Source organism: Robiginitomaculum antarcticum DSM 21748, assembly GCF_000365025.1.
Classification (GTDB): domain Bacteria; phylum Pseudomonadota; class Alphaproteobacteria; order Caulobacterales; family Maricaulaceae; genus Robiginitomaculum; species Robiginitomaculum antarcticum.
In genome coordinates, this window is record NZ_KB823011.1 from 990,870 (window position 1) to 1,015,505 (window position 24,636).

Annotated in this window: 23 protein-coding genes; 9 read left to right on the top strand and 14 right to left on the bottom strand. The window is 53.9% G+C overall.

Annotated features, from left to right (window positions below):
• Positions 1-122: 122 nt before the first annotated feature.
• Together H142_RS0104730 and H142_RS0104735 are read right to left on the bottom strand one after the other, a co-directional pair.
• Positions 123-1,466, bottom strand: a complete 1,344-nt coding sequence (locus H142_RS0104730; RefSeq protein ID WP_017930953.1) for a cytochrome P450 — start codon at positions 1,464-1,466, stop codon at positions 123-125.
• A 59-nt stretch (positions 1,467-1,525) separates the two neighbouring features.
• Entirely contained in the window at positions 1,526-2,662 is a 1,137-nt protein-coding gene (locus tag H142_RS0104735) for a PQQ-dependent sugar dehydrogenase (RefSeq protein WP_017930954.1), read from the bottom strand.
• Between the two features lie 149 nt (positions 2,663-2,811).
• Between H142_RS0104735 and H142_RS0104740 the strand changes: the two genes are divergently transcribed.
• The 8 genes from H142_RS0104740 (at position 2,812) to H142_RS0104775 (ending at position 9,287) form a co-directional block, all read left to right on the top strand.
• Entirely contained in the window at positions 2,812-3,414 is a 603-nt protein-coding gene (locus tag H142_RS0104740; RefSeq protein WP_026147803.1) for an SspB family protein, read from the top strand.
• 35 nt (positions 3,415-3,449) lie between these two features.
• Complete coding sequence (locus H142_RS0104745) at positions 3,450-3,668, top strand: hypothetical protein (protein WP_156811889.1); 219 nt, start codon at positions 3,450-3,452, stop codon at positions 3,666-3,668.
• The gene (fumC, locus tag H142_RS0104750; RefSeq protein ID WP_017930957.1) at positions 3,661-5,052 is read left to right on the top strand and encodes a class II fumarate hydratase; all 1,392 of its coding nucleotides are present in this window, start codon (positions 3,661-3,663) and stop codon (positions 5,050-5,052) included. Before H142_RS0104745 ends, fumC begins: the two co-directional genes overlap by 8 nt.
• A 1-nt stretch (position 5,053) precedes the next feature.
• Positions 5,054-5,242 (top strand): DUF4169 family protein, encoded by a 189-nt coding sequence (locus tag H142_RS0104755; RefSeq protein WP_017930958.1) that lies wholly within the window; start codon positions 5,054-5,056, stop codon positions 5,240-5,242.
• The gene (locus H142_RS0104760) at positions 5,229-5,450 is read left to right on the top strand and encodes a ribbon-helix-helix domain-containing protein (protein WP_017930959.1); all 222 of its coding nucleotides are present in this window, start codon (positions 5,229-5,231) and stop codon (positions 5,448-5,450) included. Before H142_RS0104755 ends, H142_RS0104760 begins: the two co-directional genes overlap by 14 nt.
• 80 nt (positions 5,451-5,530) lie before the next feature.
• Positions 5,531-5,923 carry an acyl-CoA thioesterase gene (locus H142_RS0104765; RefSeq protein ID WP_017930960.1) on the top strand — a complete coding sequence of 131 codons (393 nt, stop codon included), beginning with the start codon at positions 5,531-5,533 and terminating at the stop codon, positions 5,921-5,923.
• Between the two features lie 122 nt (positions 5,924-6,045).
• Positions 6,046-8,418, top strand: coding sequence for an ATP-dependent helicase (locus H142_RS0104770; protein WP_017930961.1), 2,373 nt, complete (start codon positions 6,046-6,048; stop codon positions 8,416-8,418).
• The gene (locus H142_RS0104775; protein ID WP_017930962.1) at positions 8,415-9,287 is read left to right on the top strand and encodes a 50S ribosomal protein L11 methyltransferase; all 873 of its coding nucleotides are present in this window, start codon (positions 8,415-8,417) and stop codon (positions 9,285-9,287) included. Before H142_RS0104770 ends, H142_RS0104775 begins: the two co-directional genes overlap by 4 nt.
• 15 nt (positions 9,288-9,302) lie before the next feature.
• Here the strand turns inward: H142_RS0104775 and H142_RS17135 are convergent, their stop codons facing one another.
• The gene (locus H142_RS17135; RefSeq protein ID WP_017930963.1) at positions 9,303-9,428 is read right to left on the bottom strand and encodes a hypothetical protein; all 126 of its coding nucleotides are present in this window, start codon (positions 9,426-9,428) and stop codon (positions 9,303-9,305) included.
• A 140-nt stretch (positions 9,429-9,568) separates the two neighbouring features.
• Positions 9,569-9,751: a hypothetical protein gene (locus H142_RS0104785; protein WP_017930964.1), complete on the bottom strand. Its 183-nt coding sequence runs from the start codon at positions 9,749-9,751 to the stop codon at positions 9,569-9,571.
• A gap of 107 nt (positions 9,752-9,858) precedes the next feature.
• On the opposite strand from H142_RS0104785, the gene H142_RS0104790 reads away from it, so the two are divergent.
• Positions 9,859-11,670: an aminopeptidase P family protein gene (locus H142_RS0104790; protein ID WP_017930965.1), complete on the top strand. Its 1,812-nt coding sequence runs from the start codon at positions 9,859-9,861 to the stop codon at positions 11,668-11,670.
• Here the strand turns inward: H142_RS0104790 and ligA are convergent.
• The 10 genes from ligA to murC form a co-directional block, all read right to left on the bottom strand.
• A complete protein-coding gene (gene ligA / locus H142_RS0104795; RefSeq protein ID WP_017930966.1) occupies positions 11,667-13,745 on the bottom strand; it encodes an NAD-dependent DNA ligase LigA in 2,079 nt (692 codons plus the stop codon). The two genes, H142_RS0104790 and ligA, sit on opposite strands and share 4 nt — an antisense overlap.
• 3 nt (positions 13,746-13,748) lie before the next feature.
• Positions 13,749-15,434, bottom strand: a complete 1,686-nt coding sequence (recN, locus tag H142_RS0104800; protein ID WP_017930967.1) for a DNA repair protein RecN — start codon at positions 15,432-15,434, stop codon at positions 13,749-13,751.
• 20 nt (positions 15,435-15,454) lie between these two features.
• Positions 15,455-16,306, bottom strand: a complete 852-nt coding sequence (locus H142_RS0104805) for an outer membrane protein assembly factor BamD (RefSeq protein WP_017930968.1) — start codon at positions 16,304-16,306, stop codon at positions 15,455-15,457.
• 68 nt (positions 16,307-16,374) lie between these two features.
• Positions 16,375-17,307 carry a UDP-3-O-acyl-N-acetylglucosamine deacetylase gene (gene lpxC, locus H142_RS0104810; protein ID WP_051048571.1) on the bottom strand — a complete coding sequence of 311 codons (933 nt, stop codon included), beginning with the start codon at positions 17,305-17,307 and terminating at the stop codon, positions 16,375-16,377.
• A gap of 165 nt (positions 17,308-17,472) precedes the next feature.
• Positions 17,473-18,999, bottom strand: coding sequence for a cell division protein FtsZ (gene ftsZ, locus H142_RS0104815; protein WP_033314991.1), 1,527 nt, complete (start codon positions 18,997-18,999; stop codon positions 17,473-17,475).
• 103 nt (positions 19,000-19,102) lie between these two features.
• The gene (gene ftsA / locus H142_RS0104820; protein ID WP_017930971.1) at positions 19,103-20,386 is read right to left on the bottom strand and encodes a cell division protein FtsA; all 1,284 of its coding nucleotides are present in this window, start codon (positions 20,384-20,386) and stop codon (positions 19,103-19,105) included.
• The gene (locus H142_RS16155; protein ID WP_017930972.1) at positions 20,386-21,327 is read right to left on the bottom strand and encodes a cell division protein FtsQ/DivIB; all 942 of its coding nucleotides are present in this window, start codon (positions 21,325-21,327) and stop codon (positions 20,386-20,388) included. The genes ftsA and H142_RS16155 overlap by 1 nt, the downstream gene beginning before the upstream one ends.
• Positions 21,315-22,289, bottom strand: coding sequence for a D-alanine--D-alanine ligase (locus tag H142_RS0104830; protein WP_017930973.1), 975 nt, complete (start codon positions 22,287-22,289; stop codon positions 21,315-21,317). The genes H142_RS16155 and H142_RS0104830 overlap by 13 nt, the downstream gene beginning before the upstream one ends.
• Positions 22,286-23,206 carry a UDP-N-acetylmuramate dehydrogenase gene (gene murB / locus H142_RS0104835; protein ID WP_017930974.1) on the bottom strand — a complete coding sequence of 307 codons (921 nt, stop codon included), beginning with the start codon at positions 23,204-23,206 and terminating at the stop codon, positions 22,286-22,288. The genes H142_RS0104830 and murB overlap by 4 nt, the downstream gene beginning before the upstream one ends.
• A 1-nt stretch (position 23,207) precedes the next feature.
• A complete protein-coding gene (murC, locus tag H142_RS0104840) occupies positions 23,208-24,617 on the bottom strand; it encodes a UDP-N-acetylmuramate--L-alanine ligase (protein WP_017930975.1) in 1,410 nt (469 codons plus the stop codon).
• Between the last annotated feature and the right edge of the window lie 19 nt (positions 24,618-24,636).

The window sequence follows — 24,636 nt, forward strand, 5'->3', positions numbered from 1 at the left end:
AGGGTAAGTATCTTTGCCGGAGACGCAGCGTGCATATTGCTCTGGGAGAAACTGTAAGCAAATCTGCGAGGATGAATATCCAAGCGCTATAACTTTATGCGCGTTTTGAGATACCCTGCCGCTTAGACTCTATTCAATCTAGCTTTAATCCCGCCTTCGGGACGCAAGGTCACGGTCATTAATGGGCGCGGAAAACAGTCATCAGCTACAGTAATATCATATTCTGCCATCAAGCTGGCTAGTCCCATAACGGATTCCATCAGCGCGAAGCTGGCGCCCACGCAAACCCTCGGGCCGGCGCCAAAAGGCATGAAAGGCGCAGCTTTGCTTCGCAGGTCGGGATTGCGAATGAAGCGGTCAGGATCAAAGGCCAGCGCATTCTCCCACAAGGCGTCGCGCCGGTGCATAATATAGGGACAGAGCAGCAAGATATCGCCCGGATTAATCGCCCGCCCCAAAACCTCACAGGCTTCATGGCATTCCCGGTTAATGATCGGCGCGGGCGGGAATAGCCGCATGGTTTCGTCAATCACGGCGCGCGTAAAGGGAAGCTGATCCAGAGTCTCGAAGCTGATTTTGTCTATCCCAACCGCGCGGGCCTCCGCGCGGACGCGGGTTTGCGCGCCTTTATCCATAGCCATCAAATAGAGCGCCCATGTTAAGGTCAGCGCGGTCGTCTCATGCCCCGCAATGAAAAACCCGATCAGATTATCGCGCTGCTCGCGGCGAGACAGGCGCTGCCCCGTTTTGGGGTCCTGCGCGCCGATTAACAGTCCGACCAGATCATCACCGGCGTCACTCTGCCGCGAATTGATCAGGTGGTCAGCAGCAGATTTCAAGCGCCGCAAAGCCGCATATCCGCGCGGCCCGATAGGGCGCGGCGTGCCGCGTGGCCATGGGATCAAGTCATCAGGCCGCAATGTTCCTGCACTGGTCACGACGCGCCGCGTCGCTTTTTTCAAACGATCCCGATCTAATCCTTTGGGATCACCAAGCAAAGCTTTGGCCAGAATGTCAAAGGTCAAATCGGCCATAGCGCCGTTCAGTTCAACATCGCGCCCCGCCCCGAGTCTGGACTTAAATCCGTCAACAACGGTGTGAACGAGCGGGGAGAGGTCCGCCATGTGACGGGCGCGAAATATTGGCGCAACGGCGCGGCGCTGCATCTTCCACTGCTTTCCATGCACTGAGAGCAGGCCTTCTTTAGTGGCGGGGCCAAGGATGCGCGCATCGATCGGGCTTTTGGTAAATTTAGCCGTATGTTTGACCAGAATATCATTCATGCCTTCGGGTGCGGTCACGATATGCATTTGTGTGCCCAGATGTTTTACGCTGGTTATACCCTGTCGGTAAGATAAGGGCCCGAAACCTTCCAGAGGATTACGCATGAACTTCCATGTGGCGTAGGCCAGATTTTCAGTGCCCTTTAAAGGCTGTGCATGCGGAGCAATGAAAAGATCGGTCATAGACACCCAGCGAGAATAGCGTTGAAAAAAAGCAGGCCCGAAAGCCTGCTTATCAATCTTTACTGTTTCGGGGTCAAACGGAGCAGCCGCCCTTCGTCATCTTCGAGCACATAGAGCGCGCCGTCCGGTCCGGTTTCCACTTCGCGTATACGCGTGTCCCACTCATAGCGTGCGGCCTCGACAGGGCCGTCTTCGGCGTCCATGTCAACACGAATCAATGCTGTGGAGCTCAGCCCGCCAATAAAGCCGTCCCCCATCCAGTCAGTGAACAGCGCGCCGTCATAGAGGGTGAATCCGGCCGGACTGATCGCGGGAACCCAGGAAACAGCGGGAGCCTCATAAATCGGAATGTCTTTGTGATCGGGAATATCGACGCCCGAATAATGCTTGCCTTCAGAGACATTCGGGTAGCCATAGTTTTCCGAACGCACGATTTTATTAAGCTCGTCGCCTCCGCGCGGGCCCATTTCATGCACCCAGAGCTGTCCGGCCGCATCGAAATCAATGCCGAGCGGATTGCGGTGCCCTAATGTCCAGACCTGAGCCGCCATTCCGCCATTGTCATAAAAGGGGTTGTCTTCCGGAATGCTGCCATCTTGGTGAATACGGATCACCTTGCCGAGATTCATGCTCATATTTTGCGCAGGTGAGAATTTCTGACGCTCTCCGCTTGTGATAAAGAGATGTCCATTAGGCGAGATGGCGAGGCGGTGTCCATAATGGCCGTTTCCGGTCACTTTTGGATATTGCCGCCAGATGGTTTCGCGTCCGCTCAGCGTTCCGCCGGTCTGCGTTAAGGTCAGCGTCGCGCGCTCAACGGCGGCGCCGGACAGGGCGTCATTACCGCTATCGCGTTCGACATAAGAGATAAAGACTGTGCCATTAGTGGCAAAATCCGGATGAGCAATGATATCGCCCAACCCGCCCTGCCCGCGCGCATCCACGCTTGGGGCATTATCAATTGTGCCCAGCTTCGCGCCATTCGCGCCGAGCAGCCATAAATTACCAGATTTTTCTGTCACAAGCATATGACCGTCGGGCAAAAAGGTCATGGCCCACGCATCGTTGAATTCTGCCAAAGTTTGCGCGTTCAGGCTAACGCCGTCAGAGCCGCGTATCGTCTCGTCCGCCATGGCCGCAGGCGTTACAGCCGCTGCAAAAAAACCCGCCAGAAGCGCTCTTGAAATTTTGGTCATAATCTATCCTTAAATTTATCTATATTTATTATACGGATGGGACGTAAGCAGAGTTCCTATACACTGAAATTTACAGGCAAAACGCAAAATCTTAGGGTTGGGCTTCGCAAGAGTATTGACCCCCGCGCGCCATGGCTTAGGGTAAGGATATGAGTCAAGACTTGATGAAATACGACCAGATGACACAACTCGCGCTTCGCGGCGTTGTCCGCGATGCGATTCGCCGCGTTATCCGTGAGGACGGCCTTCCGGGGGCGCATCACTTTTATATTACCTTCCTGACCCGCTATCCGGGCGTGGATATTGATGAGAGTTTGGCCGGTAAATATGCGGACGAGATTACGATTGTGCTTGAGCATCAATATTGGGACCTCAAAGCGCATGACGAAACATTCGAAGTTACGTTAAAATTTGCGGGCGTGCCGAAATATCTTTCCGTCCCTTATACGGCCATTACACGCTTTCATGACCCTTCTGTCGGCTTTGCCCTACAATTTGACCCGCCGGAGCACATGCAGGAACGTCCACCCACACTCGCGCAGATCAAACCACAGACAAAAGACACCGCGCCGGCTCTGAGACCTGCAGGAAATGCCCCAGCTGCGCCAAAATTGCAGCCTAAACCAAAATCTGTCAAAACTGATCCAGTCAAGGCTGGTGCTAAGGCCCCGCCGTCAAAATCAACTGATAAGGTGTCTGACAAATCAGATGAGAGCAAAGTCGTCAGTTTGGATAGCTTTCGCAAGAAATAATGCGGCACTTGCTAACCCGCTCTAAAAACGCGCATATGACGCTTGTACCGTTAGGCGCGCTGGGCATTTTCATATTTCTATCGCAGATGGGATGTATTTTGCTGGGCACAATTATGCTGATGACCCAAAGTAGACCTGATGAATTTCCCGCTGCGCTTAATTCACCCCGAACAGGCATCATGCTGATCGCTGTAGGTATAGCGCATATTTTTTACTCTTTAATTTTCAAAACGGACTACGCTTATCATGACTAAAATGAGAACTGAAACCGACAGCTTTGGCCCTCTAGACGTGCCCAGCGATAAATATTACGGCGCGCAGACAGCGCGCAGTCTGATCAATTTTCCGATCGGCAATGAGATCATGCCCGCGCCGCTTATCCGCGCGCTGGGCATTATTAAAATGTGCGCGGCTATCACAAATGAAAAACTGGACAATCTTGATAGCGCGCGCGCAGACGCGATTGTTGCGGCTGCAAAAGATGTCGCCGAGGGTAAGCTGGATGATCACTTCCCGCTTTCTGTCTGGCAGACCGGCAGCGGTACACAATCCAATATGAACGCTAATGAAGTTGTTTCCAACCGCGCGATTGAAATCATGGGCGGCAAAATTGGCTCAAAAGATCCGGTTCATCCCAATGATCATGTCAATCGCAGCCAGTCTTCAAACGACACTTTTCCAACCGCCATGCATATTGCGGCCGCCGAAGAAATGCATCACAGCCTGCTCCCCGCTCTGCAATATTTGCGCAATGCGCTCAATGATAAAGCGGAGCAATTCTCCGCCATTATTAAAATCGGACGCACACATACCCAAGACGCGACGCCGGTCACATTAGGACAGGAGTTCTCAGGCTATACTGCGCAAATAAGCAATGGTATCAAACGTGTAGAAGACGGACTTCAAGAACTCCTTCCGCTCGCGCAAGGCGGCACCGCTGTCGGTACAGGCCTGAATGCTAAACCGGAATTTGCCCAAAGCTTTGCCGATGAAGTGGCTAATTACACCCGCCTTGCCTTCACCACAGCAGAGAATAAGTTTGAGGCATTAGCGGCGCATGACGCCTATGTCTCCGCTCACGGCGCGATTAATACGGTTGCTGCCAGCCTTTTCAAAATTGCTAATGATATCCGTTTTCTGGCGTCCGGCCCGCGCTCCGGCCTCGGTGAAATTAGTCTGCCTGAAAACGAACCGGGCAGTTCTATCATGCCTGGCAAGGTCAATCCGACCCAGTGCGAAGCGCTAACTATGGTTTGCACACAAGTAATGGGCAATCAGACGACAATCACCATTGCCGGCAGTCAGGGGCATTTCGAGCTTAATGTCTACAAGCCTGTCATGGCGTATAATATGCTACAATCCATCCGGATAATGGCTGATAGCTGTATGGCGTTTGCCAATCGGTGCGTCATTGGCATTACCGCTAATGAGGATCGCATTGCCGATCTTTTGTCGCGCTCGTTGATGCTGGTTACGGCGCTGGCGCCCACAATCGGCTATGACAACGCCACGAAAGTCGCCAAGACGGCCCATAAAAACGGTACAACGTTGAGAGAAGAAGCGGTTAAACTTGGCTTCGTCACCGAAGCTGAATTTGACGAAGTCGTGCGCCCCGAACTCATGATAAGCCCGCGGTAAAATGAGCGGCGCGCCTATCAATCTGAACAAAGCCCGTAAGGCTAAAGCAAAAGTGGATAAAACCGTCTCGGCCAGTGCTAACCGGGCGAAATTCGGACGGAGCAAAGCACAGAAGGTTTTGGACAAGACGCGGGCTGAGAAGGCCGCATCTAAAATGGACGGCCATAGACGCAATAATGACCCGCATTAAACGCTCCGTTAGCCTGCACGGCCATGCCACATCCGTGGCGCTGGAACGCGAATTCTGGCTGATCATAGACGACCATATCGCGTCATCAGACAAATCGCTCGCGGGGTTTTTAGCGCAGATGGACGATGCACGGGTTGCGGAAAAATATGATGGCGGGCTGGCCGGATATTTGCGGGTCTGGGCTGTGCGCCGGATTATGACGGATTAAAAGCTGTGCGGGTTTTGCAGTTTAGATACGTATGAGCCGTGACGGCTTGCACCATACATCCTTTGGTCTTACACGATGATATGGCTTTAAAGTACCGCACCCGTAAAGTTGTGAAACCCGCAGATCTGAACTCCCGCAATACGCTGTTCGGGGGCCGCTTGCTTGAATGGATAGACGAGGAATGCGGTGTCTATGCCGGATGCCAGATGAGCAGCCGCACGCTTGTGACAAAATATATGTCAGAGCTCAACTTTCTCTCCGCCGCCTATCAAGGCGATGTCGTTGAAATCGGCGTAGACACAGTAGACGTTACCCGCACGACGATTGCTGTGACATGCCATGTTCGCAATAAGGAAACGAAAGAAGAGATTGTTTCTATTGATAAAATTGTTTTTGTGAATGTCGATGAAAAGGGACGCCCCGTGCGCCACGGTAATTTCCCCTATACCCCTGCACAGTCTAACGACAGATAAAAGCCTACTATTTTAAAGCCTTATAGGGGCGGGCAAAGCCGCTATAGGCCTTCGTCAATAACATCATATCTAAATTCACCTCGCCCCTAGCAAGGCCGGAATGTTTTGCCTATGTTCCGGTCATGACTCCGCCCGATTCCGCACGTAATTTATCGATTTCTCAGCAGGCCATGGTAAATATGGCGCGCCCCGCTGAAGGCGGAACACTGTCTTTACTTGATGGCCTGAACCCCGAACAGCGCCGCGCTGTTGAGACGATTGACGGGCCGGTTCTCGTGCTCGCAGGAGCCGGCACAGGCAAAACCCGCGTTCTGACCCATCGCCTCGCTCATATTTTGCGCCTCGGCCGCGCCTACCCGTCGCAAATATTATGCGTGACCTTTACCAACAAAGCCGCGCGCGAAATGCGCGCACGGGCCACCAAATTAATTGGACAGGTCGAAGGCCTGCCATGGCTGGGCACGTTCCATTCTATTAGCGCGAAAATACTGCGTATCCATGCCGAGCTTGTCGGCTTGAAATCGTCGTTTACAATTCTGGATACGGACGATCAGCTCCGCTTAATGAAACAGATCATCCAAGCCTCGGGGCTTGACCCGAAACGCTGGACCGCGCGCCATTTGGCGACCCTTATCGATGGATGGAAAAATAAAGGCCTGACTCCGGACCGTCTGTCTGCCAATGACGGATTTAGCTTTGGTGACGGCAAAGGCCGTGAGCTTTATAAGGTTTACCAAAACCGCCTGAAACAGCTCAATGCTGTCGATTTCGGCGACTTACTTCTGCATTGCGTGACAATCTTTAAGAATAATCCTGAAGTTCTCGCCAAATATCACGCCAAGTTTAAATATCTGCTGGTTGACGAGTACCAAGATACCAATGTGGCGCAATATTTGTGGCTCCGTCTGCTTGCCCAGAATACCGGAAATACGGGGTCTCAAAATCTCTGTGTGGTCGGTGATGATGACCAATCCATCTATGGCTGGCGCGGCGCAGAAGTTGATAATATTCTGCGTTTCGAGTCTGACTTTCCCGGCGCTGCAGTGATTAAATTGGAACGCAATTACCGCTCCACCGAACATATTCTAGCCGCGGCTTCCGGCCTTATATCGGCTAACCAAGGCCGTCTGGGCAAGACATTGTGGACCGAAGACGCCGGCGGTGAGAAAGTCGTCGTGGCCGGCGTGTGGGACGGACAAGCCGAAGCGCGGGCCATATCGACTGAGATTGAGACCTGGAAGAGCAAGAACGGCCACAAAAACGGGGGCCAATATAATGATATTGCGGTGCTCGTCCGCGCCTCTCGCCAGATGCGCGCCTTTGAGGAACGTTTCATCATGCTGGGCCTGCCCTACCGCGTAATTGGCGGGCCGCGTTTCTTCGAGCGTATGGAAATTCGTGATGCCCACGCTTATTTACGTCTGATCGTTTCGGAAACCGATGATCTGGCGTTTGAGCGTGTTATCAACAAACCCAAGCGCGGCATTGGCGACACCAGCGTGCAAAAGCTGCAACGCGCCGCCCGGGCTATGCGCATTCCGCTGGAGGCCGCAGCGCGCGAAGTTGTTAAGACCGACGAAATTCGCGGGCGTGCACGCACCGGTATTGCCGCTTTTATCCGTGACCTTGACCGCTGGCGGGCTGAGGTCGGGGACATTAAACATACAGAACTGGCCGAGCGCATTTTAGACGAGAGCGGCTATACCCAGATGCTCAAGGACGAGAAAGATGCCAAATCGGCGGGGCGTCTGGAGAACCTTAAAGAACTGGTTCAGGCTATGGGCGAGTTCGACACTCTGCCCGCCTATCTGGAGCATGTCAGCCTCGTCATGGATATCGAGACCGAGGAAACCGATGACAAAGTCAGCCTTATGACATTGCATTCAGCTAAAGGTCTGGAATTTCCGCTGGTGTTTTTACCCGGCTGGGAAGACGGCAGTTTCCCGTCACAAAAAAGCATGGATGAGTCGGGTCTGGCCGGTCTCGAAGAAGAGCGCCGTCTGGCCTATGTCGGCATTACGCGGGCGCGTGAAAAATGCATGATATATTTCGCCGCCAACCGGCAAATTTACGGTAGTTGGCAGAGCAGCCTGCCATCGCGTTTTATTGATGAACTACCACCGGATCATGTCACGGCGCGCGCCGAAACCGGATATTATGATAGTGGATCAACTATACAAAGCGATGTTGCCGAGCGGTTTGCGCAAAGCTTTGACAGCGCGCAATCATCTCGGACCAGTCCGGGTTGGGAGCGCTATCAATCCAATAAAAACAAAGTCTTCGGGCGGGAACCTAAAGATATTGAAGGCCACGCTATTCGCCGTCCTGTTAAAAATAAAAATGGGAAAGAGGGCAAGTTTAAAATTGGCGAACGGGTCTTTCATCAAAAATTCGGTTATGGCGCAGTCAAGGCGTCTGATGGCACAAAACTGACTGTCGCTTTTGAAAAAGCCGGAGAGAAAAAAGTGCTTGATAGTTTTGTGGAGCGGCCATGACCTCTGATACACCATTTGCCCTGACTTTAACGACTAATCATGACCATGCCTTCGCGTTGTCCGATGCGCTGGGGTTTGAGGCTCCGATGGAAGCCTTGTCCGTTTCCATATACGATATGCCGGATGGCCAAATGTCAGTTCAGGCGCTTTATAATAGCAAAGCTGAGGCCGAAGCGGCGCTCCAAGCGCTGTCCCTATCCGGCGATATTGACGCACAGGTCGCGCAATTGCCGGACGAGGATTGGGTCTCGCTCTCGCAATCAGGATTGGATCCCGTAGAGGCCGGACCGTTTTTCATCTATGGCAGCCATGATGCGCACCGGATCCCCGAAGGCTGCGCCTTTCCGATTCAGATCGAAGCGGGACTGGCTTTCGGCACCGGGCATCACGGCACGACCAAGGGCTGCCTGCTCGCCTTTGACAGATTAACGTCCCTTGGGTTTGACCCAAAGACGGTTTTAGATCTGGGGACAGGCGCGGGCGTTCTCGCCATCGCCGCAGCGATGAAGTTAAACCGGACAATACTCGCCAGCGATATCGATCAAGATTCCGTCGATGTCACATTAGACAATGCGGGCGTAAACAATGTAGCGGAACATATTGAGGCCATTCGCGCCGACGGATTTGACCACGCCGCCCTTAAAGGCCAAAAATTTGACCTGATTTTTGCTAATATATTGGCCGGGCCGCTCCTGGCCATGGCCGGCGATATAGCCGGCGCGCTGGACGCAAAAGGCCGCCTGATCTTATCCGGCATTCTTGTGGAGCAGGCCGGCGAAATGAGTGACGGTTTCGCCGCCGCAGGCCTGATATGCGAAACCCAGCCTTCGTTAGAAGGCTGGGTCACAATCATCGGACAACACGCCTAAGCGTATTGGTTTCAATTATATCGCGCGGTAAGCTCGGCGGCGCGCGCGTTCACTGCGGCGTGCGATCAAGCTTGTGCGAAATTCTCCGCCATTACGGCGTTGCGCGGTTCCGCGCGGTTGAGTGCGAGTTGCATCAGTCATAGTCATTCCTGTTCATATCATCTTCGTTCGATTGAGCTTTAGATAGGGTATGAAAACGAATTTTAGAACCGACAGCACGCGGCACGAGCTATGCATAAATGCATATGTCAGGTAATAAAGTGTAAACCTTTAGCCCGGGCTTAGCGCCAAGTGCCGTAACGGGGGATATCAAAATCCTCAGGCTTGGCCGCTGTGGAGTCTTCAATATCGACTTTTGCCTTACGATAAGGCGTCACACGAATGTCCTGCTCGACGCGCGCAAGCTTTACACCCTGCACAAGGCGATAACTGTCGTTTGAACGTGACATATTATGATTTGACATGTGAGTGTCTCTGCAAAGAGGCGCGTAAGATGTCAAATTGAAACGCATATTGTCACGTAAAAATACACATATATGCTTAGCATCGCTTTAATACATGGAGAGTGCACATGATTCAGAATTTCAACGTCCAAGGCGGCCCTAAATTTGGCCGGGACAACCTGCCTAAATTGCGCGCAGTCTTGACGCAAATGGATCTGGATGGATTGCTTGTGCCGCATGAAGACGAATATCAAAACGAATATTTGCCTGACTCTAATGAACGGTTGATGTGGGTTAGCGGCTTTACCGGATCTGCGGGCGCGGCAGTTGTTATGACAGATCGCGCGATTATGTTTGTTGACGGGCGGTATACGCTTCAAGTGCGCGCACAGACCGATGACAGCCTGTTCACTTATGAAAGCTTAGAGGGCGGCGGAGTTGCCACATGGCTGGTAAATAATGTCACGGCCGGACAGCGCATTGGATATGATCCGCGCCTGCATAGCCCGGACGCTCTGGATAAATTGCGCAAAGCTATCGAGGGCGCAGGCGGCGCTCTTGTAGCGCTGGACGAAAACCCAATCGACGCCGCATGGGATGATCGCCCGCCTGTTCCGATGGTGCAGATCACTGTGCAGCCTATGAAATTTGCAGGCATATCACATCACGACAAACGCGCGCAAATCGCGCAAAGCCTCAAAAAGGCCAAAGCCGATGCTGCGCTGATCACTGCGCCGGCGTCCGTGGCGTGGCTGCTTAATATTCGCGGCGGGGATGTCATGTGCTCGCCCCTGCCCCTGTCATCCGCCGTCATTTACGATGACGGCAAGGTAGATTTCTACGTCCATGCGCAGAAGGTCAACGATGCTGTGCGCGCCCATTTGGGCAATGAAGTGGCCCTTCGCGAAGAGGACGCTTTGCCGGACGGTCTGGCGGAGCTCTCAGGCAAAACTGTCTGGATTGATCCGTCTACGGCCAGCGCGTTTATGTTTGATACACTCGGCAAGGCGGGCGCGAAAATACACCGCGCTATGGATCCGGTCATGCTGCCTAAAGCGCAGAAAAATGAGGCCGAGATTGCCGGAACCACGCAGACGCATTTGCGCGACGGCGTGGCGCTGGCACGCTTTCTTCACTGGCTGGCGACCGAGGCGCAAAACGGCGAGCAAGACGAGATTAGCGCTGCGCAAAAACTCGAAGAATTCAGATCACTCTATAAAGGCCTTAAAGACTTATCCTTTGAAACAATATCCGGCGCAGGCCCCAATGGCGCCTTCCCGCATTACCGTGTGAATACGGACAGCAATCTCAAGCTGGAGCGCGGATCGCTTTTCCTGATTGATAGCGGCGGGCAATATCCGGACGGCACAACAGATGTAACCCGCACGGTCGCTATCGGCTCGCCCAGCGCGGATATGATCCAGCATTTTACGCTTGTGCTTAAAGGCCATATCGCGCTCGCCGCCATCCGCTTCCCAGAGGGCACGAGCGGGCATCAACTCGATGCGCTGGCGCGTATGTCCCTGTGGAATGCAGGACTGGATTATGACCACGGCACAGGCCACGGCGTCGGCGTTTATCTGGGCGTCCACGAAGGCCCGCAGCGTATTTCCAAAGGCCCGAACGCCATTGCGCTAAAGCCGGGCATGATCGTGTCTAATGAGCCCGGTTTTTATAAATCCGGCGGTTACGGCATCCGCATTGAAAATCTGCAATATGTTCACGCGCCAAAGCCGATCAAAGGCGGCGAACGCGATATGCTCGGTTTTATCAATCTGACATTTGCACCAATTGACCGTACTCTGGTCGATGTTGACCTCCTCAGCCCGGCTGAGCGCGACTGGCTCAACGCCTATCACGCGGAGGTCTTTGAGAAAATCAGCCCGAACGTACCGGATGATGTGGCCGAATGGCTAAAAGAGGTCTGCGCGCCGATTTAAGAAATTAACACGAGCCACTCATCTTCGGTCAGGGTATTCACGCCCAGATCAGCGGCTTTTTTGAGCTTGCTGCCTGCGCCCGGCCCCGCCACAAGATAATCGGTTTTGGCCGATACGCTGCCTGCGACCTTAGCGCCTAGGCTTTGCGCGCGGGCTTTGGCCTCGTCGCGTGAAAACCGCTCCAGCTTTCCGGTGAACACGACCGTCTTGCCGGATACGGGGCTGTCATGTGTAGGGCGCTCAGCATCTATCACGCTGATCTGCGACAGCAATCGGTCGATCACGGCGCGATGCTCTTCGCTCCCAAAAAACGTCGTCAACGACCCTGCCGCCGCTCCGCCGACGCCGTCAATGGATAGTAGATCCAGCCATGCCGCACTTGCGTGGTCCGAGGCTTTGATCGCCGAGTCCGACAGCGCCGCCCAGCTTATATAATGTTTAGCCAGAAGTTCGGAGGTGCCTTGTCCGATATGGCGCAGTCCTAATGCATAGAGTAATTTCGCGGTGTCAATCTCGCGCTTGGCCTTTATAGCCGCGAACAGGTTGGACGCGCTGGTCTGCCCCCAACCTTCCCATGTCTCGAGTTTAATGTCGGGATTGCGCGACTCTAATGTAAAGATATCGGCAGGTTCTTTGACAAGGTCCTGATTATAAAAGGCTTCAATTTGTTTTGCGCCCATGCCGTCAATATCAAAGGCGCGGCGGGAGACAAAGTGGATCAGACTCTCGACCGCTTGTGCCGGGCAGGACAGACCGTTTGTGCAGCGCCGCACGACGTCGATCTTGCCGGTTTTCTCGTCAATATCGCGCACGGCATCCGCGCCGCAGACGGGGCATTGTGTTGGCAATTGATAATCGGCCTCTCGAGCGGAAATATCGGCGTCCACAACGCGCAATACTTGAGGGATCACGTCGCCAGCACGCTGTATCTCGACCTTATCGCCAATCCGAAGGCGCAGGCGGTTAATCTCGTCCTCATTATGCAGCGTTGCGTTAGAGACCAATACGCCACCGACATTAACGGGAGTAAGGCGCGCAACCGGCGTCAGCGCACCCGTGCGCCCGACCTGCACATCTATATCTTCTAATACCGTAATCGCTTTTTCGGCAGGGAATTTATGCGCGGTCGCCCAGCGCGGCGCGCGGGAAACAAACCCCAGACGCTCCTGCAACGCTAAATCGTCGACCTTATAGACCACCCCATCTATATCGTAGCGCAGATCGGCGCGGCGCAATGCGATGTCGCTATAATGGTCCAGCAGTCCTTTGGCCGTCTCGAAGCGGGCCATCAATGGATTGACGTCAAATCCCCAAGTTTTAAACTTTTCAACCGCCTCCATCTGCGTCGCTGCGAAGGGCGCGCTAAGCTCTCCCCATGTATAAGCGAAAAACTTGAGCGGTCGGCTGGCCGTGACATTGGCGTCAATTTGACGAAGACTGCCTGCCGCAGCATTGCGCGGATTTTTATACTCTGCCTGCCCTGCCGCAAGCTGCGTCTTATTCATCGCCGCAAACTCGTCATGGCCAATATAAACCTCGCCGCGTACTTCTAATATTTCGGGCCAATCTGTGCCTGATAGTGTGTGAGGGATGTTATCTACCGTGCGAATATTAGCCGTAATGTCTTCACCGACTCGTCCATCTCCGCGCGTTGCACCGCGTACTAATTTGCCATTTTTATATAATATTCCGGCTGATAAACCATCAATTTTTGGTTCAGCTGTAAAGTATATCTTGTTGTTTATATTCAGATATTTTTTCACGCGGACAAGAAATTCACTTAATTCTTCTTCGGTAAAAACATTATCAAGGCTTAACATGGGTACGCCATGTTTGATTTTAGAGAACTTGGATGAAGGATTAGAGCCGATTTTTTGCGTGGGGCTGTCTTTGACTATGAGTTGTGGAAATTGCGTCTCCAGGTTCACCAATTCTTTGCGAAGCGAGTCATATTCCGCGTCGGACACATTTGGGTCATCACTTTGGTAATAGGCCTCATCATGAGCCCGAATTTCCAGTGATAGAAATTTAATACGTCCCTTCGCCTGGGCTTCAGTCATATCGGACGGACTCATAAATCAGCCCCCTTGTGTACCTATGAGCTGCTTAGCCGCTTCGCGCGCAGCGTCATTAACGCTAGCGCCGGAGAGCATACGCGCAATCTCTTCAAGACGTGTCTCGCCGCTGACTGGTGTAACCTGTGTGTGGGTGCGATCCCCGATGATAGATTTTGAGATCAGCAATTGCTGGTTTGCTTTCGCGGCGACTTGCGGGCTGTGGGTGACCACCAAAACCTGCGCGGCGCCAGAGAGATGAGCCAAACGCTGCCCGACCGCATCGGCCACCGCGCCGCCAACACCGGCATCAACCTCATCAAAAATCAGGGTCAAATCGCCGTCCCCCGCCAGAGCGACTTTGATCGCGAGAGCAAAACGAGACAGCTCCCCGCCAGACGCCACTTTATCCAACGCGCCCAAAGCCGAGCCCGGATTGGTTGCCACAACAAATCCAACCTTGTCTCGTCCAGTAGCGCTGTCGCGGGCGGGCTGGAGATCGGTTTCAAAGCGCGCCCCGCCCATTTTAAGCGGCCCGAGTTCGGCTTTCACCGCAGCGTCTAGCTTTTTTGAGGCATTTTTACGTTTCATCGTGAGGTCGCGCGCCGACGTATCATATTCTGCTGCAGCGCGGGACAGCGACGATTTAGCCTGCGCAATGGCTTCGTCAGCATTATCAATATCGAACAAATCCTGCGCAAACTTAGCGCGAATATCAATTAGCCCGTTAATTGTGGTGTTGAATTTGCGGGCCGCTGCACGCAAGGAAAATAGCCGTTCCTCTACATCATTGAGCTCGTTAGGATCAATATCAAAGCCATAGCTGGCCTCGCTTACAGCCGCGCGCGCTTCGCCCGTTTCAATTAGGGCTTTTTCGAGAGCGTCCACGGCCTTTGTGAGGTTGAGATGCACTTGACTGTCACCAGCGCCAATGCGTGATTGAACACGCTCTAGCCCCCGCAATGCGGCGGCCAAACGGTCTTCATATTCCCCGTCCTCGCCCATCGCATCTTGCGCCGCAGTCAGTTCAGTGAGCGCCCCTTGTGCGTTTTGCAAAAACCGTCGCCGGTCCGCCAGCCCCTCATCCTCGTCCGGTTTAGGCGCCAGACGGTCAATCTCCGCTATTCCGGCTTCGAAAAATTCGCGGTCATCGCTCGCTTGCTGCTGCGTGGACATCAGCGCATCAAGGCGATCCTGCGCGGCTTTTTTTGCTGCATATGCCGATGACACGTTTTGTAAGACGGATTTATACCCGCCAAAGCGGTCTAAAAGCGAGATATGGGTGCGCGGATCTAAAAGGCCGCGCCCGTCATGTTGTCCATGCACTTCCAAAAGCGCGTTGCCGACAGCAGAGAGAAGCGAAACCGAAACCGGCTGATCATTGATGAAAGCACGGCTACGTCCGTCCTCCCCGATAACGCGGCGCAGCAGAATGTCTTCGCCCAGCGGCGCATCGACATCGGCATCTTCGATCAAACGACGCGCCATATGAGAGGCCGGAACATCGAAACTGGCTGTGACTTGAGCCTTATTGCTGCCCGTACGGATCAAGCCTTTATCAGAGCGCGCGCCTGTCGCCATGCCGAGCGAGTCGAGAATGATCGATTTACCTGCGCCCGTTTCTCCGGTCAGAGCCGTCAGTCCCCCGGACAGGGACATATCCAGCGCCTGTATAAGAACCACATCGCGAATAGACAGACCTCTAAGCATATAGCGTCCGGCCCGCCGCGTTAAAACAGACGGTTACGCAGCCTGCGCCAGTATCCGTTCTCACGCGGTTTTTTAATTTCGCTATCCAGATCAACATCATAACGGGCGAGCAATTTATAACTGTCCTGATACCATCGGCTTTGCGGATAATTATAGCCTAGAACCGATCCCACCTGCTTAGCTTCTTCGATCAGGCCGATAGATACATAGGCCTCTACCAGTCGGTGAAGCGCTTCTTCGGTATGAGAGGTTGTCTCATATTGTTTTACCACATTCTGAAAACGGCCAATCGCGGCCAGACTTTGGCCCTCACGTAAATAATAGCGGCCAATGCTCATTTCTTTTCCGGCCAAATGATCATGCGTCAGCTCGAGTTTAAGCCGTGCATCGGCTGCATATTCGCTCTCGGGATAGCGGCGTATGACCTGACGCAGCGCGTTCTCCGCGCTAACGGTCGTGCCCTGATCTCGCCCGACGTCATAGATCTGGTCATAATAATTTATGCCAATCAGATAATAGGCATAGGGCGCGGAATTATTCCCAGGATGCAGGGAAATGAAACGCTCGGATGCCGCTATACTTTCCTCGTAATCGGCGCTCCGGTATTTCGCATATGCGCTCATTAACATAGAGCGGCGAGCCCATTCGCTATAAGGATGCTGGCGCTCAACTTCATCAAACAATAATACCGCATCTGTCCAGTTGCGTTGATCCAGCTTCTCGAAAGCGGCATTATAAAGCGTTTCCGCAGGCCGCTCGACATAGTTCAGCTTAGCGGCGCGCTCTTCACGAAAAGAGGCGCAGCCGCTAACTGTAATGCCGACAAGGACAGCAGCGAGTACGGAGCGAAATACGGATTTTGACAAATTCATGAGTTAACCTAACGCAAATGCAGGCGTCCGAGTCACGAGCGCCTTGAAATTCTCTGCACGGTTTACTGTTAAGCGCTGGCCTCTTCAAGCACAGATGACGGCGCAACTGTGACCATTTCGTCAGAAATCGTCACGCGGTTATTGGTAAAGCGCCATGCTGTAGGGTCTGCAAAGAGCGCAATCAACAATGCGTGGTTTATGGCATGACCGCCGCGATGGGTCGTCACCTGTCCTAAAATTGGTCCTGCTATGTAAAGATCACCCAGTAAATCCAGCGCTTTATGACGTACAAATTCATCATCGAAACGCAGGCCTTCGGGATTTAAAACTCTGTCCTCGTCAACAACAACCGCATTATCAAGCGATCCGCCAAGTCCGAGGCCTGCATCTTGCAGGGCGGCAACTTCATGTTGGCGGGCAAAGGTACGCGCGCTGGCCAGACGGTCACGGAAAGAGCGCGTATCCGGCTCAATAACAACACGTTGTTTGCCAATAGCCGCTTCGGCGTATTCAATCGCCACGTCCAAACGTAAACGGGAATGCGGCGCAATCGATGCCGTGGCGTCGCCTAATTGCACAAAAACAGGTTTGAGCACTTCGACATAACGCCGCGGTGCGTTTTGGCGCTCTATCTGTGCAGCTTCGATTAGTTTTAGATAAGGTTCGGAGCTTCCGTCCATCGCGGGAAGCTCGGGCCCGTCGACTTCAATGATCAGATTGTCAACGCCGGATGCCGCCAGCGCCGCCATTAAATGCTCAATAGTTCCTACGGTTACGCCCGCCGCATTGGAAATTTTAGTGCAATTGCGTACATCACAGACTGCGTCAGGACGCGCCATGATGCGGTTGTCTCTGTCTGTCACATCTGACCGCACAAATATAATGCCTGTTCCAATAGGCGCAGGCTTTAAAGTGAGTTTGACATGTTCGCCCATATGTAGCGCAATGCCGCCGCAAAGCGCGGGGGATTTTAATGTCGCTTGTCTGTTAATCGGGCGCATAAGGTATCTTGTTTGCGGGCGCATTTGCCCTGTGGTTAATATGGTATAACCGCATCTGCACCAATCGCCGCACAACGCTTTGTTTCAGACTGTTACTATTGGTGACGAAATCTTAATAAAAAAGGCGCCCCAAAGGACGCCTATTTAAAAGAATTGCAGAGAAGACTACCGGTTTTGGCGGCGCAGAAAACTCGGAATCTCAAGTTCTGCATCGTCCGAGCCAGGAAATAAGTCGCCATTGCCCTGCGTGCTTGTAGACGGGCGGGACTGAAACTCTGATTTCGGAGCCGGTTTCGGCGTAGACGTCTCAGCATTTTTCCTGCGGCCAAATATTGCACCAAAAGGGCCACGTATGACGCTGGATGACGGCTGTCCGTCCGCATCGCGGCGCACAGGCGCCGGAGCCGGCGCGGATGGCGGCTTGATCGCCTGTGGTCTTGATGATGATGCAGGTTTTGCGGTGTAAACTGGAGCCGCAGCGACTGGTGTTGGGTTTGCTAAAGGCGCAATTTCAGGCTCTGCTGTATGAGCGGCTGGCGTGCTTTGATAACGGTCTTCAATCTGGCGGATCTGTTGATGCACAGGTGATTGCGCAGCGGCAGGCATAATTGTTTCTTCGTCTTTATCTTCTGTAGATTTGCCTTCGCCGACACCTACGCTGGTGGTGACCGTACCGCGTGATGTCTTTACATCATAGCGCGATGTTTGCGCCGTTTTTGCATCAAAATCTTCGCTCTCGACGCCCGTGGCAACCACGGAAACGCGGACAATCCCTTGTAAATCATTATCTAATGCGGAGCCGACAATAATATTGGCATGTTCGTCGACTTGGCCGCGGATTAAACTGGCGGCTTCTTCGACTTCAAAGAGCGTTAGATCGCTACCGCCAGTGATATTAATCAGTACGCCTTGCGCGCCGCGCAAGGATACATCGTCCAAAAGCGGGTTAGAGATGGCGGCTTCGGCGGCTTCAACCGCGCGGCGATCGCCGGTGGCCTCGCCCGTCCCCATCATGGCTTTACCCATACGCGCCATAATTGTACGAACGTCGGCAAAGTCGAGATTAATAATGCCGGGAACAACCATCAAATCTGTAACGGAACGTACACCTGAATAAAGCACTTCATCAGCCATACCAAAGGCATCGGTCATAGTTGTCGTTTCCGTCGCAATGCGGAACAGGTTCTGGTTTGGAATTGTAATTAGCGTATCGACATTAGGCTGAAGGTTGGCAATCCCGTCTTCGGCAATGGCCATACGGTTTGTGCCTTCGAACATGAACGGCTTGGTGACAATTGCAACTGTCAAAATGCCGCGTTCACGAGCCGCGCGCGCAATAACGGGCGCTGCGCCTGTGCCTGTGCCTCCGCCCATTCCGGCCGCGATGAACAGCATATGCGCGCCGTCTAGTTGTTCCATAATCTCGGTCAGGCTGTCTTCGGCTGATTCTTGACCAACTTCAGGCCGCATGCCTGCGCCTAGGCCTTGGGTAATATCCGCGCCAAGCTGGATACGGCGATCTGCGCTGGACAGCGCTAAAGCCTGTGCATCTGTATTCGCGACAACGAATTCCACACCGTTCAGTCCGGAATGGATCATATTATTGACCGCATTACCGCCGGCTCCGCCAACGCCGAAAACGACGATGCGGGGTTTAAGTTCGACTGATTTGGGAATTGAGAGTGAAATCATGTGATCGCCCATAGTAAGAGTTGTTTGCAGGTAAAATGCGCTTGAAACTCTTTAACAACTGTTAACCTAAACAAGGTTTGCAGAAGATTAATTGCGATTGATGCTAAAAATTTTGCTTTAACCAATCCAGCGAGCGCTCTATCGGATTTCCGGCATATCTGCGGCGGCGATATTTACGCCCCGACAGATCCGGCGTACCGCTTATGGCTTCGGCGCGCGCCGTGAACACATGTTTGATAAGCCCCGCAGCGGTCGCGAAATCCGATCCAGCCGCATGTTCGGATAAACCCAAAAGGCCGTGCGGACGTCCAATGCGTACACGCTTACCGAAAATGCGTCCGGCCAGCTCTCCCGCCCCGCATAATTGCGCCGCGCCGCCCGTTAGGACGATGCGCCGCCCCGCAAATTCATCTACCCCGGCGCGGGCCAGACGGTCACGCAGGATTTCAAATGTCTCTTCCAGCCGCGATTGGACAATTGAGGTGAGCAAGGCGCGGCTTTCCTGATGCGGCTGCCCATGCTCGACAATCGCCGGGCATGTAATCATCTGGTAGTCATCTTTGGGACTGCTGAGCGCGGAGCCGTATAGCGATTTTATACGCTCTGCATCTTTTAGATTGGTCGCCAGTCCGCGCGCAATATCGGCAGACACATGATGTCCGCCAATCGGAACCGCATCAACCATAACCAGTGCGCGGTCGCGAAATACACTGGCCGAGGTCACGCCTGCGCCCATGTCAATAACGGTTGCGCCCAGATCCAGTTCATCATCAACGAGCGCGCCTAGGCCCGCCGCATAAGGCGAGGCTATAATATTATTAATTCTGAGATGGCAGCGCTCAACACAATGCGCCAGATTGCGCAGTGGTCCAACTGATGCGGTGACAAAATGCATATCGACGCCGAGGCGTTTACCGAACATACCGCGCGGGTCACGAATGCCGCGCGTGTCATCTACGCTCCAATTAAGCGGCAAAGCGTGCAGTATGGCGTCTTCCGGCTCGCTGAACTCGCCCAATGCGGTGGAGATAACACGCTTCAAATCGCGCTCGGCCACATCGCCGCTGGAAAACCCGGTCTCTACGGTGAGGTGCTGCGACGACAAAGAGCGCACCGCAACATTGACGGAGACAGAGCTGATGGTGAAGCCTGCGGCCCGCTCAGCTTTTTCGACGGCGCAGCGTATAGACAGTTCCGCCGAATCCATATCGACAACGGCGCCGCATTTAATGCCCTGGCTGGCATGGTGGCCAATGCCCATAAGGCGCACGCCAACATCCGGATCAAAACACCCGATAAAGCAGACAATTTTGCTTGAGCCTATATCCAAAACAGCGGCGACTTCACCGCGCTTGGCTTGGCTGGACCCCGCAATTCCAAACGCCATTAGGCTGCCTCGCCTTTACGTTTGACATAGACCGTGGAGCCGGCATCCTGACGCGGGCGCGCAATCATGCGGTCCGGTAGTCGTAGATCAATCGTCTCAATATCTAAATCCAAAATCCGGTGGCTATCGTGATATTTGGACAGGCGCAATAAAGCTTTATCTGCGCCGTTCTCAGGGAGCAAAATGCGTGCGCCACTGTCTTTGAGCTGTAAGTCCCAGCGGCGGTTACCTACGCGAATGATGAGGTCGACCTGTTCAGAAATTAAAGGCGCACTGGTCATGGAAACCAGAAAGGCTTTTGCGTTTTGCGACGCGCCTGCACCGATAAACCGCGGCAGAGCCGCAAAATCTTCGGGCAAAGCGGCTTCAATAATGCGCCCGTCTGTATCAATGACGCGGAGCTGCTGCTCGCTTTGCCACATCGCCATAGGTCTACGCTCTATAATATGGACAACATAGCGATCTGGCCACAAGCGGCGCACCATAGCATCGTTCACCCATGGCAGGCTTTGCACACGCTGCTGCGCTGCGCGCAGATCGGTTTCAAATAGATAATCCCCCGGACGAATACCAAGTGCCGCCTGTACTTCATTTTCGAGAATGCGGCCTTCACCAACCACGTCAACATGGTCAACGACAAAGCCCATCGCAATCAAACGCGTGCGGCTATATTCATCCAGATTGTTACGAATATCAGGTAAGAACCCGCCCAGCCACAGGCCTGAAAACAGAATGAACAATGTAAATGAGGCAATGACGCTAAACATGCGCAGCGCGCCGCGTCTGGAATATGTCGCCGCGCGCATATGGGCGGTGGCCCAATTACGGGCATTGCGAAGCCCCGGCTTAAGGGGGCTCACACGCCGAACCTGACCTTTGCTCGCGCGCGGAGTAGAACTCTCGCGGCGCGGGGCAGGTTTTCGGCGCATTATCGAGGCCATGTGGCATCCTCTACAATCCAGCGGCATAGCCGGTTAAAACTTAATCCTATGAACGCCGCCTGCTCCGGAGCAAGGGAGGTGGCGGTCATGCCCGGCTGTGTGTTCACTTCAAGCATTACCACCTTGTTTACGATGTCCGTTAATACCGCGTTTATATCTGCATTTTTTTCTGAGAATTTTGCCGCTGGAGGATAATTTCCGTCAGGTGCGTAGAACAAATCTGCACGGCTTAGCCCGCGGCAGCCCAGCGCAATATGGGCTTTCTCTGCCCATCGCATACATATCTGCGTAACATCATCGGGGATGTGGGCAGGCACAACATGATGAGAGCCTCCGTCGGCGTATTTGGCTTTATAGTCATACCAGCCTTCGGCGGGAATGATCTCCGTGACAGCCATGGCTTTGCCGTCCATTACTGCCACAGTCAGCTCGCGGCCTTTAATCAGCGGCTCGATAAGTACATATTCGCCCATTTGCGGCATATCCGCGATCTCATTTGGCGGAGTCTTGGCTCCCGCCTCAACCATAAAGACGCCGACGCTGGAGCCTTGGGCATTGGGCTTAATAACATAAGGCAGCGGCATGGGATGCCCGGCGGATAGGCTATCGCGCGCAACAAGCCGCCCCTGCGGTACAGTAATCCCAGCATCGGACAGAACGGCTTTGGCGCGCTGCTTATCCATCGCCAGAGCCGAGGCCATAACCCCGCTATGGGTGTAAGGTTTGCCGTAGAGATCAAGCACGCCCTGCACGCGGCCATCTTCGCCCCATTCACCATGCAGCGCGTTAAATATCACATCGGGCGCGGCGTCACGTAGCTGGTTCATCAGGCTGGTCGTCATATCGATCATGACCACATCATAGCCCTCTTCGCGCAGAGCTTTGCCGCAGGCCGTGCCGGACCTCAGCGAAACTTCGCGTTCAGCAGACAATCCACCATAAAGAACCGCGACCCGGGTCATGACGAAACTCCAATACGCTTAATTTCCCAGTGCAGGTCGACGCCTTCACTGGCTTTGACTTTGGCGCGTATATCCTCGCCTAGGCTTTCCAAATCGCCCGCCGTGGCGTTATTAGTATTGATCATAAAATTACAATGCAGCTCGCTCATCTGCGCGCCGCCCACACGATAGCCGCGTCCGCCCGCAGCGTCGATGACTTGCCATGCCCCCCGGCCGCCGGACTGTTTGGGGTCAGGATTTTTAAATGTCGAGCCGCCGGTTTTTTCGCGAATGGGCTGGCTCTCCTCGCGCTTCGCTGTGATGTCGTTCATTCGGGCCGTTATAGCGGTGGGATCATCGGCGCCGCCTTCAAATGTCGCTTCGATAAAGATCAAATCCTCCGGCGCGCCGCAATGACGATAGGCGTAATTCATCTCGGCCACTTCCATAATCTGGCGACGCCCTCGGCGGTCGAGTGCCGTTATGGTTTTGACGACGTCTTTAGTTTCCGCCCCGTAGCACCCCGCATTCATGCGCAGCGCCCCGCCGATTGTGCCGGGAATACCAGCGTAAAATTCCAGCCCTCCAATACCCGCCCTGGCCGCCGCTTTAGCTGCCATATTGTCCAGCGCCGCTGCGCCCGCCGTAACGGTTATCCCGTCACAGGACACTTTTCCAAATGACGGGCCAAGACGTATGGTGACGCCTGCCACGCCGCCATCGCGCACTAATGTATTGGACGCGACGCCCATAATGTTGACGGGAATATGCGGCGGCAAAGCACCTAGAAACAGCGATAAATCCGCAGCGTTCTTGGGTATGAAAAAGGCCTGCGCAGGTCCGCCGACCCGTAGCCATGTATAAGGCGCAAGCTCCACATTCGCCTTAAGGCTGCCGCGCACCGGCGGAAGGTTGGATATGATATTAGGGAAAGTCACGCTACCCCATCGCTTTGGTTAACGTCTCAGGGAGCTCATGCGCCCAAGCGGTAATATCGCCAGCGCCGAGACAGACAACGACATCTCCCGCCTCGACCTTATCCGCCAATATCTCTGCGAGATCATCTCGCGTTACGGCTGTTACGTCGCGGTGACCATAGGCGCGAATCCCCTCGACCAGCGAGTTGCGGTCTATTCCTTCTATTGACGCCTCGCCTGCGGCGTAAACATCAGCGACGCAAACCCCGTCAGCGGCGTTGAAACAGGTGCAAAAGTCCTCAAACAGATCGCGTAGACGCGAATAGCGATGGGGCTGCACGACCGCCCACACCTTACCTTGCGTGACTTCGCGGGCCGCTTGCAGCACGGCTTTAATCTCAACAGGATGGTGGCCATAATCATCTATAATGCGCACGCCATGAGCATCTCCGACATGGGTGAAGCGGCGCTTGACCCCGCCAAAGCTGGCCAGGCCTTCGCGGACCTGCGTCTCGCCTGCTCCCATTTCGCGCACAACGGCAATCGCGGACAGAACATTTTGAGTATTGTGACGCCCCGCCATAGGCAGGAACATATTGCTCCAACGCGTTTCCTCACGGGTAACTACGTCGCGGAACACGACTTCGAATTTTGTGCCGCCATTTTCACTGTGTAGGTTTTCGGCGCGTATATCGGCCTGCGGGTTAAACCCATATGTGATGACGCGGCGATCGCTGATGCGGCTGACCAGCGCCTGCACTTCAGGGTGGTCAATGCACAGCACGGCAAAGCCATAAAATGGCAAGTTCTCAATGAAGCTGTCAAAGGCGGCACGCAGCGTATCAAAATCGCCATAATGCTCCATATGCTCGGGGTCGATATTAGTGACAACAGCAACGGTAGAGAACAGCTTTAGAAACGAGCCGTCAGACTCGTCAGCTTCGACCACCATCCATTTCGACGCCCCTAATTTGGCGTTAGAGCCATAGGCGTTGATTATGCCGCCATTAATCACGGTCGGGTCAAATCCCCCGCCTTCCATGAGGGCAGCTATCATTGTCGTTGTCGTCGTTTTGCCGTGTGTTCCGCCCACAGCGACAGCCCATTTCAAGCGCATGAGTTCGGCCAGCATTTCAGCACGACGCACGACAGGTATCTTTTGGCGGCGGGCTTCGACCAGTTCAGCATTGTCCGGCTTAATAGCCGAGGACATCACGATCGCGCCTGCCCCCGTAACCTGCTCTGATTTTTGGCCGATAAAGATTGTCGCGCCGCGTGATTGTAGACGGTTTGTGATCGGGGTCTCGCGCATATCGCTGCCCTGCACTGTATAGCCCAGATTGAGCATGACCTCGGCAATGCCGCTCATGCCTATCCCGCCAATACCGACAAAATGAATGGGACCGGGTTCAAATGGCAGGGAGGGTGTCATAACTATCGTTTCTTTTTGG